This window comes from Nocardioides sp. (assembly GCF_031422975.1).
Classification (GTDB): Bacteria; Actinomycetota; Actinomycetes; order Propionibacteriales; family Nocardioidaceae; genus Nocardioides.
This window is the reverse complement of sequence record NZ_JANPEO010000395.1, coordinates 1-15242: the sequence shown is the minus strand read 5'-3', so window position 1 is coordinate 15242 and position 15242 is coordinate 1. Positions and strand designations below refer to the sequence as shown.

At 69.0% G+C, this 15242-nt stretch carries 13 protein-coding genes; 4 read left to right on the top strand and 9 right to left on the bottom strand.

Features of this window, described 5'->3' with window-relative positions; genetic code table 11:
- The coding region (locus RMO85_RS11970) for a DNA translocase FtsK 4TM domain-containing protein (RefSeq protein WP_310528952.1) at positions 1-1730 on the bottom strand (1730 nt) is incomplete at its 3' end.
- Between the two features lie 223 nt (positions 1731-1953).
- Here RMO85_RS11970 and RMO85_RS11965 point away from each other — a divergent pair.
- Positions 1954-5400, top strand: coding sequence for a M4 family metallopeptidase (locus RMO85_RS11965; protein WP_310528951.1), 3447 nt, complete (start codon positions 1954-1956; stop codon positions 5398-5400).
- Positions 5401-5467: 67 nt separating this feature from the next.
- On the opposite strand, the gene RMO85_RS11960 is transcribed toward RMO85_RS11965, so the two are convergent.
- The 3 genes from RMO85_RS11960 to dapA are packed head-to-tail and all read right to left on the bottom strand — an operon-like array spanning position 5468 to position 9873.
- Complete coding sequence (locus RMO85_RS11960) at positions 5468-7276, bottom strand: GAF domain-containing sensor histidine kinase (protein ID WP_310528950.1); 1809 nt, start codon at positions 7274-7276, stop codon at positions 5468-5470.
- 6 nt (positions 7277-7282) lie between these two features.
- Positions 7283-8974, bottom strand: coding sequence for a ribonuclease J (locus tag RMO85_RS11955; protein ID WP_310528949.1), 1692 nt, complete (start codon positions 8972-8974; stop codon positions 7283-7285).
- Between the two features lie 8 nt (positions 8975-8982).
- Positions 8983-9873 (bottom strand): 4-hydroxy-tetrahydrodipicolinate synthase, encoded by an 891-nt coding sequence (dapA, locus tag RMO85_RS11950; RefSeq protein WP_310528948.1) that lies wholly within the window; start codon positions 9871-9873, stop codon positions 8983-8985.
- 71 nt (positions 9874-9944) lie between these two features.
- Between dapA and RMO85_RS11945 the strand changes: the two genes are divergently transcribed.
- The gene (locus tag RMO85_RS11945; RefSeq protein WP_310528947.1) at positions 9945-10157 is read left to right on the top strand and encodes a hypothetical protein; all 213 of its coding nucleotides are present in this window, start codon (positions 9945-9947) and stop codon (positions 10155-10157) included.
- Positions 10158-10277: 120 nt separating this feature from the next.
- Positions 10278-10547: a hypothetical protein gene (locus tag RMO85_RS11940; RefSeq protein WP_310528946.1), complete on the top strand. Its 270-nt coding sequence runs from the start codon at positions 10278-10280 to the stop codon at positions 10545-10547.
- Here the strand turns inward: RMO85_RS11940 and RMO85_RS11935 are convergent.
- Genes RMO85_RS11935 through gcvT form a run of 5 tightly spaced genes read right to left on the bottom strand, consistent with a single transcriptional unit; the run spans position 10538 to position 14025 of the window.
- The gene (locus RMO85_RS11935; protein WP_310528945.1) at positions 10538-11044 is read right to left on the bottom strand and encodes a dihydrofolate reductase; all 507 of its coding nucleotides are present in this window, start codon (positions 11042-11044) and stop codon (positions 10538-10540) included. The genes RMO85_RS11940 and RMO85_RS11935 overlap by 10 nt on opposite strands.
- The gene (locus tag RMO85_RS11930; protein ID WP_310528944.1) at positions 11034-11828 is read right to left on the bottom strand and encodes a thymidylate synthase; all 795 of its coding nucleotides are present in this window, start codon (positions 11826-11828) and stop codon (positions 11034-11036) included. Before RMO85_RS11930 ends, RMO85_RS11935 begins: the two co-directional genes overlap by 11 nt.
- A 31-nt stretch (positions 11829-11859) precedes the next feature.
- A complete protein-coding gene (locus RMO85_RS11925) occupies positions 11860-12591 on the bottom strand; it encodes a hypothetical protein (protein ID WP_310528943.1) in 732 nt (243 codons plus the stop codon).
- A gap of 58 nt (positions 12592-12649) precedes the next feature.
- On the bottom strand, positions 12650-12901 hold the full coding sequence (locus tag RMO85_RS11920; protein WP_310528942.1) for a hypothetical protein: 252 nt from the start codon (positions 12899-12901) through the stop codon (positions 12650-12652).
- Positions 12901-14025, bottom strand: a complete 1125-nt coding sequence (gene gcvT, locus RMO85_RS11915) for a glycine cleavage system aminomethyltransferase GcvT (protein WP_310528941.1) — start codon at positions 14023-14025, stop codon at positions 12901-12903. The genes RMO85_RS11920 and gcvT overlap by 1 nt, the downstream gene beginning before the upstream one ends.
- A gap of 54 nt (positions 14026-14079) precedes the next feature.
- Between gcvT and RMO85_RS11910 the strand changes: the two genes are divergently transcribed.
- The coding region (locus RMO85_RS11910) for a leucyl aminopeptidase family protein (RefSeq protein WP_310528940.1) at positions 14080-15242 on the top strand (1163 nt) is incomplete at its 3' end.

Sequence of the window (15242 nt, the reverse complement as noted above, 5' to 3'; positions counted from 1 at the left end):
AGCTCGACCCGCTTGGGGTCGACCAGGATCATCCGCACCTCATCGGGCGTCGAGCGCATCAGGATGGAGGTGATCATCGAGTTGATGAACGACGACTTGCCGGAGCCCGTGGCGCCGGCGACGAGCAGGTGCGGCATCTTGGCGAGGTTGGCGACGACGAAGCCCCCCTCGACGTCCTTGCCGAGCCCGGCCACCATCGGGTGGTGGTCGGCCCGCGCGGTGCCGGACCGGAGCACGTCGCCGAGGCTGACGATCTCCTTGTCCGTGTTGGGGATCTCGATGCCGATCGCCGACTTGCCCGGGATGGGGCTCAGGATCCGCACGTCGGCCGAGGCGACGGCGTAGGCGATGTTCTTGGACAGCGCGGTGACCTTCTCGACCTTGACGGCCTGGCCGACCTCGACCTCGTAGCGAGTGACCGTCGGGCCGCGGGTGTAGCCGGTGACGGCTGCGTCGATGCCGAACTCGTCCAGCACTTGGGTGAGACGGCCGACCACGTCGTCGCTCGCCCTGGAGCGTGCCTTGTGCGGCGACCCGGGCTTGAGCACCTCGTTGGCCGGCAGGGTGTAGGTGATGTCGCCGGACAGCGCGAGCTGCTCGACGCGCTGCGGCAGCGGTGTGTGGGGTGGTGGGATGAGCTCGCCGGTCGCGTCGACGGCGATCGGCGTCACCTCGGTCGGCGTGTCCGCGAACAGGTCGATGCCGAGGTCGGTCCCCGACTCCGCGCCGGCCGCGTCGTGCCTCTTCTTCCGGCGCCTCTTGACCTCGCGGTCCTCGAGCATCGGGGTGTCGTAGGCCGGGTCGCCCATCTCGGGGTCGATGTCGTCGAGCATGCCGCGTCGACGGGTTCGCATCGGCCTGGTGCCGTCCTCGGCAGCCTCGTCGGTCGTCGGCGCCGTGCGGCCCAGCAGCTTGTCGCGGGCGGCGGCCAGCTTGGTCGGGACCTGGTAGACGGGCGTCGCGGTGATGATCAGGACGCCGAAGAGCGCGAGCAGGGCGAGCACCGGCACGACGACGTACGGCGTGCGCAGCAGATCGAGCAGCAGGCTCGACATCACGAAGCCGACGGCGCCGCCGGCCTGCTGCAGCTGGCTGGCGTCACCGAGCTCGGGCTGCGGGTTGCCGTTGGCGATGTGGACGATGCCGAGAAGGCCGAGCGCGAAGGCAGACCAACCGATCACCTGACGGCCCACCGGGCCGTTGTGCTCGGGGTCGCGCAAGGTGCGCCATCCGGCGTAGAGGACGAAGAACGGGACGAGCCAGCCGGCCTTGCCGACAGCGCCGGCCGTCATCTGGCGCAGGAACACCATCACGCCCCCGGGCAGCTGCCACCAGACGGAGGCGGCGATCACCAGCGCGAGGGCGATCAGGAACAGCCCTGCTCCGTCGCGACGGTGCTCCGGCTCCAGGTCACGGGCGGACCGGCCGATGGAGCGGGCGATCGCGCCGACCGCGTGGGCGATGCCCAGCCAGATCGAGGCGAGGGCGCGTCCGAGCGCGCCGAAGGTGCGCGAGACCGGACCGGGCCCACTGCGTACGGCGCGGGGTGCGGGCCGCCTCGCCGGGGTGCGCGAACGGCCCTTGCCGGCGCCGCGTGCGGGCGCGGCCTTGCCGCGTGCCGGCCGGGTGGTCGGTCGCTTGGACGTGGTACCCCGAGATCGCGTGCTCGCACTCGTCGTGGACGTGCTCGAACTCCGCGAACCCGGCGGGGAAGACGTACGGGTCGCCATGCCGTGACCCTAGTTCACAAGTCACATCAGCCCCATGCATCACAGGAGCGTGTCGGCGGACAACTGAGGCGTTCGCTCAGACCGTCGACGGGTGGACAAACGGCCGTGAAAGCGAGGTGTTACACGAAAGCATCCTTTGAGGGCTTCCGGTAACACGCATTGCTCCATAAGGTGGCGGGGATCACTCGGGCGATCAGCGCCCGGGCGCATGGAAGGGACTCACGTGAAGCTCCTCAAGACGGGGCTTGCGCTCTCGATGGTGGGGGTTGGCCTTGCGGCCATGCCCAGCCTCGGAGCCCAGGCATCGCCGGCACCGGCCGGCGACAACCTCGTGGCGCAGATGCGCGACGACGCATCCGGCAGTGTCACGGTCAGCACCGAGACAGCCACAGGCAAGGTCGGTTTCATCCGTGCCACCCGCGACCTGCTCCCCGGTCGCACCGCCGGCAACGCTGAGACCGCGGCGGCCAAGGTGGATGCCTATCTCGCCGACTACGCAGGCGCCTTCGGGGCCCGCGCCGGCGAACTCAAGCAGGTCGACGTCGTCGCCGACAAGGTGGGTTGGACCGTCAAGTACGCCCAGGAGTTCAAGGGCGTCCCCGTGTTCGGTGCCGTCATCAAGGCCAACGTGGACAAGCAGGGCGATCTGACCGCCGTGGACGGCTTCGCAGCGCCCGACCTGGCCCTGTCCACCACGCCGCGCCTGACCGCCACCCAGGCCGGTCAACGAGCCGTCCTCACGGTGAAGGCGCAGCCGCCCGGCGAGGACCCCTCCGCAACGGACATGACGGGGATCGCCGCGAAGGCGCCGACGCTGGTCGTCTATCGCCTCGGCTCGACGCGGAGCGAGACCGGCAAGGCCGTGCTCGCCTGGCAGGTCGAGGTCACCAACGACAAGAACGTCCGCGACACGGTCATCGTCTCCGACGCCACCGGCAAGCCTGTCAACCGTTGGTCGATGGTGCACGACGCACTGGATCGTCGCCTCTACGAGGCAGACGCGAACCGCAACCTGACGTTGGCCTGGCAGGAGGGCGACCCGCTGCTGCCCGACCCCGCCGCGACCGTCAACGCCGACCAGGACTCCATGGTCAAGTCGACCGGCGATGCCTACTGGATCTTCAAGAACGCCTTCGGCCGGGACTCCTACGATGGCGCCGGTCACCGGATGAACACCATCAACAACGACCCCGCCATCGCGTGCCCCAACGCCAACTGGAACGGCACGACGACCAACTATTGCGACGGCGTCTCCTCCGATGACGTCGTGGCACACGAGTGGGGCCACGCGTACACCGAGTACACCTCCGGTCTCATCTACCAGTGGCAGTCGGGAGCCCTCAACGAGTCCTTCTCCGACGTGTGGGGCGAGACCGCAGACCTGATCAACGGTCGTCTCGACGAGAGCGAGGGCGACCTGACCGTCAAGCGTCCGGTCGGGCAGTGCTCCTCCCACTCGGCCGCCAACCCGCTGGTGACCATCACTGCCCCCTCGACCATCGCCGGTGACTGTCTGACCGGTGGCTACATGGGCCCGGAGGTGCTGCCGACCATCGCGTCCGACGTCGTCGTGGCTCTCGATGCTGGCCCCAGCACGACCGATGGCTGCAGTCCGTTCACCAACGCCTCCGCCGTGGCCGACAAGATCGCCATGGTCGATCGTGGCACCTGCACGTTCGTCACCAAGGCCGGCAACGCCAAGGCTGCCGGAGTGGCCGCGCTGATCATCGGCAACCGCGACAACGCACCGGTGGGCTTCAGCTCGCCCGACACCACGCTCCCGCCGACCGTGTCGATCGGCCTGGACAAGCGGGAGGCCATTCGCGCCCAGCTCGCCGCCAACCAGCCGGTCACGGCGACGATCAAGGACGCCAGCGGCGCCCGCTTCGACTCCTACCGCTGGCTGATGGGCGAGAAGTCCGAGGCCTTCGGTGGAGCCATCCGCGACATGTGGGCCCCCACCTGCTACGGCGACCCGGGCAAGGTGTCCGACGCTGAATACAAGTGCGACGGCACCAGCGATCACGGTGGCGTCCACTCCAACTCGGGAGTTCCCAACCACGCCTACGCACTGCTCGTTGACGGCGGCACCTACAACGGGGTGACGGTCAACGGCATCGGGATCGACAAGGCAGCGAACCTGTGGTGGCGCACCCAGTCGGCCTACCTCACCCCCACGTCGAACTTCACCGACATGGCGGATGCGCTCGATGCTTCCTGTGCGGACCTGACGGGCACGGCGATCAACAAGGTGTCCGTCACTCCGAACGGCGCCCAGCTCGCGGCCCCGATCACGGCAGCCGACTGTGCCTCGGTCTCGGCCGTCGCCCGGGCGGTCGAGCTCCGCAAGGAGCCCGTGCAGTGCAACTTCCAGCCGTTGCTGACCAAGGGCAGCCCGTCGCCCTGCGGCCCGGGCTTGGCCAGCGCCCAACTCTTCACCGAGGATTTCGAGTCAGGCCTCGGCTCGTGGAGTTCCGACCAGACTGTGACCTTCCCTGCGGGACACGGCATCGAGTGGGTCGCGACCAGTGCCGCGCCGGACAACCACGCGGGAACGGTTGCCTTCGGTCCCACTCCTGACGACGGTGACTGCGCGGGGGGGGCCAACGACATCTCAAGTCGTGACGCGATCATCAGCCCCTCCGTGGCACTGCCCTCCGGTGGAGCCTCGCCGAGGTTGACCTTCGAGCACTACGTGGCCACCGAGAGCGGCTTCGACGGTGCCAACGTGTCGGTCAGCGTCAACAACGGTCCGTTCGAGGTGATCCCCGCCGACGCCTACGCGTTCAACGGGCCCAACGCGGTCCTCGACCCCGCGGTCGTTCAGGGCCAGCCCTTCAACACCAACCCGATGGCCGGCGAAGAAGCCTTCAGCGGCACCGACGGTGGCAAGGCAAGCGGCTCGTGGGGCACCTCGATCGTCGATCTGAGCAAGGTCGGTGTCGCGGGCCCGGCAACCGTTCGCTTCCGGTTCAACGTGGGACGCGACGGGTGTGGCGGGGTCGACGGTTGGTACGTCGACAATGTGAGCGTCTCCGTATGTGAGGCCGCAACCGTCACCACAGCGGTCCACAAGCCGGAGCCGTCGCTGTTGGGTCAGGCCTCGACCGTCGACGTCAAGGTCGCGCGCAACGGCAACACCGGACTGCCGCCGAAGGGCCAGGTGTCCTTGATCGACGAGCACGGCGTGACACTGAGCACGGGAACGCTCCTCACCGGCGCTGCGACTCTCGCGGTGCCCGGCACCATCCCTGCCGGTGTGCATGTGATGAAGGTGGCCTACGCCGGCGACCACATCACGGCGCCGTCATCGGCGCCGGTGACCGTGACCGTCCAGGGTCCGGCGCCGACGCCGACGCCCACGCCGACGCCGACGCCCTCCAAGGCCTCGACCACGACGCACGTCAAGGTCAGGCCGGCCAGGGTTGAGCGCGGCGAAGCGTTCAAGGTGATCGTCAGTGTCACCTCGGCCGCAGGTGAGGCCACAGGCAAGGTCAAGGTCCTGCTGGACGGCACGAAGATCGGCAGGCTCACCCTTGACGATGGCCGCGCCATGATGAGGGTCGAGAAGTTCCTGAAGCTCGGCAAGCACAAGGTGGTGGCCAAGTACCTCGGCTCTGCCACCATGCTCACCAGCAGCGACGACGTGCGACTGCGCGTGATTCGCTGATCACACCAGCACTACTGCGAGGGCCTCGGCACACTGTGCCGGGGCCCTCGTTGCAGGTGTCGACCAGTCAGCCGTTCGTGGGGTTGGAGAGGCTGGGGATCAGCAGCCGGAACGTGCTGCCAGCACCCAGTGTCGACTCGACCTCGATCCGGCCTCCGTGGGCCTCGGCGATGCGTCGCGAGATGGCCAGACCAAGACCGGTGCCGGGCAAGGACAGTGCCTCGGGGTTGCTCGATCGGTGGAACGTCGAGAACACACGACTGTGGTCGACCGGGGAGATGCCGATACCGGTGTCGGAGACGGCGACCTGCGTCCAAGCGTCGTTCGCCGCCACCTCGATGTCGACCCGACCTCCGGTCCGGGTGTACTTCACGGCGTTGCCCAGCAGGTTGTTGAGAACGGTGCCGATCTCCTCCGCGTCCCCCAAGACCTCGACACGACACGGAGGGCGCTCGAAGACGACTCGCACTCCCCCGGACTCGGCCTGCTGGCTCAGCAGCTCGATCGCGGCGTCCACGAGCTCGACCAGGTCGACGGTGCGACGTACCGAATCTCGACGCTCCTGCACCTGGGCGTAGTCGAGCAGGTTCTGGATCAGACGGTCGAGGCGTTCGGCGTTGCGCCCGATCGCCTCCACGGACCGGGAGTCGATGCCCTCGTCCTCCATGAGCTCGACGTGGCCGATGATCGTCGTCAGCGGCGTCTTGAGCTCGTGCGAGATCGTGGCAATGAGCTCGCCCTTGTAGCGATCGAGATCTCGGAGCTCGGAGACCAGCCGTTGCTCGGTCTCGAACAGCCGCGCGCTGTGGACCATCCTCCCGAGCTCGCGCGCGATCTCGCCGATGGTGGCGAGCTCATCGGGTCGGAGCTGCGGGTGGTCCGCCCCCAGTCCGATCGCGAGATAGCCGAACATCTCCGGTCCCACCCCCACCGGGGCGATCACGCCGTGGTCGACAGCGGCAGCCCGCATGGCTGCCTGGACCGCCACCCGACTGACCGGCAGGAACGCGGAATCGACGTCATCGACCGCGATCAGGACCAGCGCTCCCGTCGGCCACGCCGTCACGGCGAGGTCGGTGCGAAGCGTCTCGATCCCCGGCGATGCCTCAGCGGGTGGCGGGTGCCCGATGGAGGTCTCCTGGCCGCCCTCCCCGTCGGACAAACAGCGCACCCACGTGCGCACCGCGCCGAAGCCGCGGTTGACGACGTCGGTGGCAGCGTCCAAGAGGGCCTCGATGCCGAGCTGGCTGCCCGCCTGCGCGACCTCCTTGAGGATCCCTCCCAGGTGCACCTGGCGGGCCAGGCGCTCGCGCTGTTGGGCGTTGGACAGCGCCAGACCGGCCTGCACCACGAACATCTCGAGCAGGTCCCGCTCTGCCTGGCCGGGCACGCGCAGCCCCGGTGGCAGGTCCACCGCCATGTTGCCGAGGAGCTCACCTGTCGCGGAGTAGAGCGGCGCGTAGAGAGCGTCGTCCGGGTGCCAGTCATCGGGGTCTTCGCTCCGCTGGATGTCGGGAGTCCAGACGCCGATGAGATGTGCAGGGTCCAGCCGCCCGTGCGGGACGTAGCGCAGGATCCCCCAGTGATCGGCGGCTCGATATTCGTCGAGGACGTCCACCGCGGGAGTGCGGCGCCCGAGGATCTGTCTGCGCGCGTCCTCGGGCCCCGCCACCACCACCATGACCAGCGTGTCGCCCTCGAGCTGGCTGATCGCCGCCACGCCGTAGCCGAGCACCTCGCGGACACCGTTGGCGATCTCCTCCAGGACCTGGGTGGTGTCGGTGGAGGAGTTGACGCGTCGTACCAGCTCGGAGAGGCGTTGCAGCGCCTGAGCGGACGGCGCCCCGACGCTGCCGCTCGAATGTTGGTCCCCCATAGCAGCTCAGGCCTCTATCACGACCGGGATGATCATCGGCCGACGGCGGTGGGTCTTGTTCACCCAGCGGCCGACGACGCGACGTACGATCTGCTGCATCTGGTAGGAGTCCGCACCACCTTCGGCGGCCGCTCGTGCCAGCGCATCCATGATGGGCTTCTTGATCGCATCGAAGGTCGAGTCGTCCTCGGCAAAGCCGCGAGCATGGATCTCGGGCCCGCCCGAGACCTTACCGGTCACCGAGTCGACGACCACGATCACCGAGATGAAGCCCTCCTCGCTGAGGATGCGACGGTCCTTGAGCTTCGACTCCGTGACGTCACCGATGGCCGAGCCGTCGACGAAGACATAGCCGCACTCGACCTTGCCCGCGATGGTCGCGACGCCGTCGACGAGGTCGACGACGACGCCGTCCTCGGCCATGACCACGCGGTCGCGCGGCACGCCGGTCGCGATCGCCAGCTCGGCGTTGGCGCGCATGTGCCGGATCTCGCCGTGGATCGGCAGCACGTTGCGCGGCTTGACGATGTTGTAGCAGTAGAGGAGCTCACCGGCGCTGGCGTGACCGCTGACGTGGACCAGGGCGTTGCCCTTGTGCACGATGTTGGCGCCCCAGCGCGACAGGCCGTTGATCACGCGGTAGACGGCGTTCTCGTTGCCGGGGATCAGCGAGCTCGCCAGGACGACGGTGTCTCCCTGCTCGAGATGGACGAAGGAATGGGTGCGCTGGGCGATCCGGCTGAGTGCACTCAGCGGCTCGCCCTGGGAACCGGTCGAGACCAGGACCTGTCGGTCGACCGGCAGGTCGGCCAGCTCCTTCGCGTCGACCAGCACCCCGGCGGGCACGTGGAGGTAGCCGAGCTCCTTGGCGATCGCCATGTTGCGGACCATCGAGCGACCGACGTAGGCCACCTTCCGGTTGTGGGCCACGGCCGCGTCGAGCACCTGCTGCACCCGGTGGATGTGGGAGGCGAAGCACGCCACGATGATGCGTTGGCTGGACTTGGCGAAGACGCGGTCCAGGACCGGTCCGATGTCCTTCTCGGAGGTCGTGAAGCCGGGCACCTCGGCGTTGGTGGAGTCGGTCATGAACAGATCGACGCCCTCGTCACCCAGCCGCGCGAACTCGTTGAGGTCGGTGATCCGGCCGTCGAGGGGCAGCTGGTCCATCTTGAAGTCACCGGTGTGGAGCACGACACCAGCACCGGTGCGAATCACGACGGCGAGCGCGTCGGGGATGGAGTGGTTGACCGCGATGAACTCGAGCACGAAGGGGCCGAAGGTGATCGTCTCCCCTTCCTCGACCACGTGGTGCACCGTCTCCTTGAGCCGGTGCTCGCGCAGCTTGGAGTCGAGCAGTGCCAGCGTCAGCTCCGAGCCGACGAGCGGGATGTCGCCGCGCTCGCGCAGGAGGTAGGGCGTGGCGCCGATGTGGTCCTCGTGACCGTGGGTCAGCACCAGCGCCTCGACCTTGTCGAGCCGGTCCCGGATCGGCTCGAAGTCCGGCAGGATCAGGTCGACGCCGGGGTGGTGGTCCTCGGGGAACAGCACGCCGCAGTCGACGATCAGCAACCGGTCGTCGTACTCGAAGACAGTCATGTTGCGACCGACCTCGCCGAGGCCGCCGAGCGGAATGATCCGCAGGCCTCCAACGGCCAGGGGCGCGGGCGTGCTCAGTTCGGGATGCGGATGACTCAAGGGACTCCTCAGATAAGGCCCGACGCGGCGAGCCCCGCGCGGAGCGCGGTGACCTCGTCGTCGTCGAGAGGAACGAGCGGACCTCGCACGTTCCGGTTGTCGAGCACGCCGAGCAGCTCGAGGGCTGCCTTGGCGGTTGTTGCTCCGTAGTTGGCGACGCCCATGACGGCGTCGAAGGCCGGCACCAGCCGGGTGTGAATGGCCAGCGCTTCGGCGGGGTTGCCGGCGGCGAAGGCCTCGATCATCGCCTTGAGCTCGCGCCCTGCGGCGTGCCCGACGACGCTGACGAGCCCGTCGGCGCCGTACGCGAGATAGCCCAGGGTCGCCGCGTCGTCACCGCAGTAGACGGAGTAGCCGAGCTGCGTCAACACGACCGTGTGGGCGGGATCCCCGGTCGCCTCCTTGACGCTGGTGACGTTGGACAGCTCGCGGGCTCGCTCGTACGTCTCGAGCGCGATCGGGAGGCCGGTGCGGCCGGGGACGTCGTACAACATGACCGGGAGGTCCGTCGACTCGGCGACGCTGCGGAAGTGGTGCAGCACACCCCGCGGGCTGGGCTTGTTGTAGTAGGGCGTGACGAGCAGCAGGGCGTCGACGCCGATCTTCGCAGCCTGCTCGGCCAGCTCGACGGAGTGCGCGGTGGCGTTGGTACCGACGCCGGCGATGACGCAGGCGCGGTCGCCGACCGCGTCCTTGACTGCCTGGAGGATCTGGCCGTCCTCGACCACCGTCGTCGTCGGGGACTCACCGGTGGTGCCGCTGACGACCACGCCGTCGTTGCCGTTCTCGACGAGGTGCGCGGCGATCTTCGCCGTTCCTTGGAGGTCCACGGACCCGTCGTCGTGGAACGCCGTCGCCATCGCAGTCAACAGGCGGCCGAACGGTGTTGCGGTTGTCATGAGGGTCAGGTTATCGCGACCAGCACTCCGTGAAGGCGCCATCCCTGGTCAGAGGGCGCATACTTGGACCGATGACAACTCCAGCGCGCCGCCACCTCGCCAGCAGTCCCTTCAAGGCAGAGCCCGAACAGACCATCGAGACCTTCTCGATGGACGACTCGGTCTGTCACGACGCCCACGGGGTCGGTCGCGTGGTCGGCGTCGAGCCGAGCGCCGTGACCGTCGACTTCCGTGGCCAGCCGATCCGCATCACCAGCCCCTACCGCAAGCTGTTCAAGCTCTGATCACGACAACGCCCCGAGTCGCGTACGTCGTAAGCCTGATCACCGGGCTTCGACGAGCGTCGGAGTCACCCGACTCACTCGGAGCAGATAGCGTGTGCTCGTGAGCAGACGATGAGCAAGATGGACGGATTGCGCGCGATGCGCGAGGCCCGCTACGCCGAGAACACGGCACGAGCCAAGACCTCCGCACCGGCCGCAAAGAAGGCGACCGCGAAGAAGCCGCCCACCCCCGCCGCAGTGGCCCCCGCCGCCACCGATCGGGCGGACGCGGCACAAGCGGCAGACACCGCGGACACCGCCGACGCCGGGCTCTGTGGCCACCGCGCGATCAGCGGACGCACCTGCACCCGCGAGAAGGGTCACGCGGCCAAGAGCCACCGCTACGCCTGAGCGCCCTGACGCTCCCACCAGACCCAGTCGAGACCTAGGTCGGGTCGGTGCTCGCGGCGCACCTCGGTCCACTCGTCGAGCGGGAAGCCCGGATAGCGCGCGTCGCCGGTGGGTGACAGGTCGACCTCGGTGAGGATCTGGTGCGTGGCGAGCGGCAGCGCCACCTCGTAGATCTGCGCTCCGCCGACCACGAAGATCTCTCCGAGGGGGGCGGCCAGGGCGAGGGCCTCGTCGAGGGAGTGTGCGACGTGCACCCCCTCGAAACCGGGCTCCCACGACGTGGACCGGGTGAGCACGATCGTGGTCCGTCCCGGCAATGGCCGGCCGATCGAGTCCCAGGTGGCGCGGCCCATGAGGAGTACGCCGCCCATGGTGACCGCCTTGAAGTGAGCGAAGTCCTCGCTGATGTGCCACGGGATCGCGCCCGCGTCGCCGATGACGCGGTCTTCGGCGTACGCCGCAACGAGCGTGATGCGGCGGGGCTGCTCAGACTGCAACGGGGGCCTTGATACCGGGGTGCGGGTCGTAGCCCTCGAGGCCGATGTCCTCCAGGTCGAAGCCGTCGATCTCGGTGACCGACTCGTTCAGCACGAGCCGCGGCAGCGGGCGAACGTCCCGGGTGAGCTGCAGCCGGGCCTGGTCGACGTGGTTGGAGTAGAGGTGCGCGTCGCCGATCGTGTGCACGAAGTCGCCGACCTCCAACCCGGTGACCTGGGCGACCATGTGGGTGAGCAGGGCGTAGGAGGCGATGTTGAAGGGCACGCCGAGAAAGACGTCGCCGGAGCGCTGGTAGAGCTGGCACGAGAGCCGGCCGTCGGCGACGTAGAACTGGATCAGGGTGTGGCATGGCGGCAGCGCCATCTCGCCGATGTCGGCGACGTTCCAGGCGGAGACGAGGTGCCGGCGACTGTCGGGGTTGAGCTTGATCTGCTCGATCACCTGCGCGATCTGGTCGATGTGCCGCCCGTCCGGCGTCGGCCACGAGCGCCACTGGTAGCCGTAGACCGGGCCGAGGTCGCCGTTGGCGTCGGCCCACTCGTCCCAGATGGAGATGCCGCGGTCGTTGAGCCACTTGACGTTGGTGTCGCCGCGCAGGAACCACAGCAGCTCCCCGAAGACAGATCTGGTGTGGATCTTCTTGGTGGTGACCAGGGGGAAGCCGTCGGCGAGGTTGAAGCGCATCTGGTGGCCGAAGACGCTGTAGGTGCCGGTCCCGGTCCGGTCGGACTTCTCCGCACCGTCATCGAGGACCCGCTGGAGAAGATCGAGATAGGCCTGCATGCCACCGACGATACTGCGGCCCGACCGGGCCTCAGCGCAGGCGCACGTCGCGTCCCGAAACGACGATCCGGCGGTTCGTGGTGCACCGGAGATCCGCGCACACGACGAACAGTCGATTGACGGTCTCGGAGAGGCGGACGAAGACACCTGCTTCGGGCCCCTCGGCCGCGATCTCCATGAGGTGGACGGTCTCCCCGCTCGGCGCGACGGCGACGCCGAGCTGTCGCGACAGGTCAGCGCGGCTGTCGTACGGCGCCGGCACGTCGGGCTCCGACAGGGACGGCATCGGGTCGTCGAAGTCGGACACGCCTCCATCGGCGCCGACCAGCAGCAGCGAACCGTCCTCGTCCTCGATCACGACGCCGTCGTCGAGCGGCACGAACTCACCGGCTCCCGGGAGGCTGACCACCACGGAGGCCAGATGCAGCTCGCCCTCGGCGAACCATGGCACCGGGACCGGGTTCGCCTCTTGCCGCACGGCCGGCGGAGCAGGCAGCATGGAGACGAGGACCGCGCCGACGCTCAGCAGCGCGAGCACCCCGAGAGCAACCAGCGTGAGCCGGCGGCGGCGGGGGCCTCCGAGCTCCTCGGCCACCAGGTCGCGGACGTGTGCCTCGACGTCGGTGGTCTGCTCGAGCCTCGACCACCCGCGCCGGCAGCGCGCCAGCGCGCGGTCGACGGCCGCCTCGACTGCTACTCCCCCGCCGAACTCCTCGACCAGCGAGGACCGGCGGGCGGCCACGAAGTCGTCGTGGGTGTCCATCCGCACCTCCACCCCTCATTCGCGACCGGAGCAGTTCTGGATGGCCCGGCCGGATGGCTCAGGCGTGCAGCGACATCGGTCCGTAGACCTGCCGCTCGTGCTCGAAGAGGGTGACGCCGTCGACGCCGGCCTCGGCCAGGTCGGCCCAGATCTCCCCCACCCACGACTCCGCGTCGGCCTGGGAGAGGAACCGCTGGCCGGCGAACTCGTCGGCCGCCACCTCGTTGCCGGCAGCGTCCTCGAGGCGCCACCACCACGGACGCTCGGTGGCGGAGGGCTGACGGAACGTGGGCGGCTGCTCGGGCAACATCACGACTCCTTGACGGACGTGTCGACGAAGGGCGGCTTCACCAGCTGGAAGATCTCGCGGCGACCGCGGACATCGACGCCCACCTCGGCCTCGGGGTTGACCATCACCGGCACCAACGCCAGCCCGATGCCCTTCTTGAGCGTCGGCGAGAACGTGCCCGAGGTGATGTCGCACAGCGGGATGTCCTGGGTCAGGGTGACGCCCATGCCGGGCCGCGGGATGCCCCGACCGGTCGCGACCAGACCGCGCAGGCGCCGCTTGGGTCCGGCCTCCTTGACGGCCACGATGGCGTCGCGACCCCAGAAGGCGTCCTTCTTCCAGCCGACGGCCCAGCTCAGCCCGGCCTCGACCGGGTTCACCTCGATGGTGATGTCCTGGCCGTGGAGCGGGTAGCCCATCTCGGTGCGCAGCGTGTCGCGCGAGCCGAGTCCGCACGCCAGCATGCCGAACTCCTCGCCGGCGGCCAGGAGCGCGTCCCACAGCGGACCCGCGGCGTCGTTGCGAACGATCAGCTCGTAGCCGCGCTCCCCGGTGTAGCCGGTGCGGCACACCACGACGCCTACGTCGGCGACGAGCACATCAGGGATCTGTGCCTCGACGAACGACATGTAGTCATGGCCGGCCGGCAGGCCGACGCGCTGCAGGACATCGTCGGACCTCGTGCCCTGGACGGCGAGGACGGCGTACTCCTCGTGATGGCTCTTCACCGAGACACCCTCGGGAGCCGCGGCCTGCATGCGGCGTACGACCTCGGCAGTGTTGGCGGCGTTGGGGACGAGCAGCAGGTGCTCGTCGTCCTGGTAGTAGGCGATCAGGTCGTCGACGATGCCGCCTGTCTCGGCGTCGCAGCACAGCGTGTACTGCGCTCTGCCGGGCTCGATCTTGGCGAGGTCGTTGGACAACGTGGCGTTGACGAAGTCGGCGGCGCCGGGACCGCTGACCATCGCCTTGCCGAGATGGCTGACGTCGAAGATGCCCACCGACTCACGAACGGTGGTGTGCTCCTTGACCACGCCGGCGGGATATTCGACGGGCATGGACCAGCCACCGAACTCGGCGAACTTCGCACCGAGAGCGACGTGGCGGTCGTGCAGTGGGGACTGCTTGAGGGTCGCGTCAGCCATGGCCGAAACCTACCCCAGCGACTGGACCGCCCACCCTGACCTAAAGTGCCCCGGGTGACGACGACGTACACGCTGCGAAGCGCGAGCCCCGCCAAGACCCGGGCGGAGGCCGTCGTGGTCGGCGTCCTCGCCTCCGACAAGGGGCCGGTGGTCTGCGACGCCGGGGCGGACGTCGCCGAGGCCTGGGGTCGCAAGTGGCGCCCGCTGCTCGCGACGCTCGGCGTGACCGGCAACGCCGGGGAGTCGGTCCGCTTCCCGACCAACAACACCATCAACGCCCAGCTGCTCGTGCTGGTCGGTCTCGGCGCGGAGCCGGACGAGACCGCCGTACGCCGCGCTGCCGGTGTCGCTGCCCGCAACGTGCCCAACGCGGCGTCGGTCGCGATCGCCCTGCCCGCCGACACCCCTGCTCTGGTCGACGCCGTGACCCAGGGTCACCTGCTCGGTGGCTACACCTACACGTCGCACAAGAGCAATCCGCCCAAGGACGCTGCATCGTCCAGGGCCGGCGACGTCGTCGTGCTCAGCCCGGTCGCGCGCCAGGCGGAGACGATCGCGGCGTTCGAGGAGGCACAGGTGCTCGCCGAGGCCGTGCGGATGGCCCGCGACTGGGTCAATGAGCCGCCCGGCCACCTGACGCCGGCCGGGTTCGCCGACGCGGTGAGCGAGGCCCACGCCACCGTGACGAAGGGTCGGGGCGCGCCCACGGTGGCACTGGAGATCTGGGACCACGCGACCCTCGAGCAGCACGGGCTCGGCGGCACGCTGGCCGTCGGCAACGGCTCGGACGCGACGCCGCGACTGGCCAAGCTGACCTACTCGCCCACCAACGCGACCACGCACCTCGCGCTGGTCGGCAAGGGCATCACCTTCGACTCCGGCGGCCTCACCATCAAGCCCGCTTCGAGCATGGTCGGCATGAAGGGCGACATGGGGGGCGCGGCTTGCGTCATCGCCGCGACCCTCGCCATCGCCCAGCTCGGGCTGCCGATCAAGGTCACCACGTTCGCGCCGATGGCCGAGAACATGGTCTCCGGGTCGTCGTTCCGCCCCGGTGACGTCGTGACGATGTACGGCGGGACCACCGTCGAGATCGCCAACACCGACGCCGAGGGCCGGATGCTGCTCGGCGACGCACTGGTCCTCGCAACCGAGGAGTCCCCCGACGTCATCGTGGACGTCGCCACTCTCACGGGGCACCTCCAGACCGCGCTCGG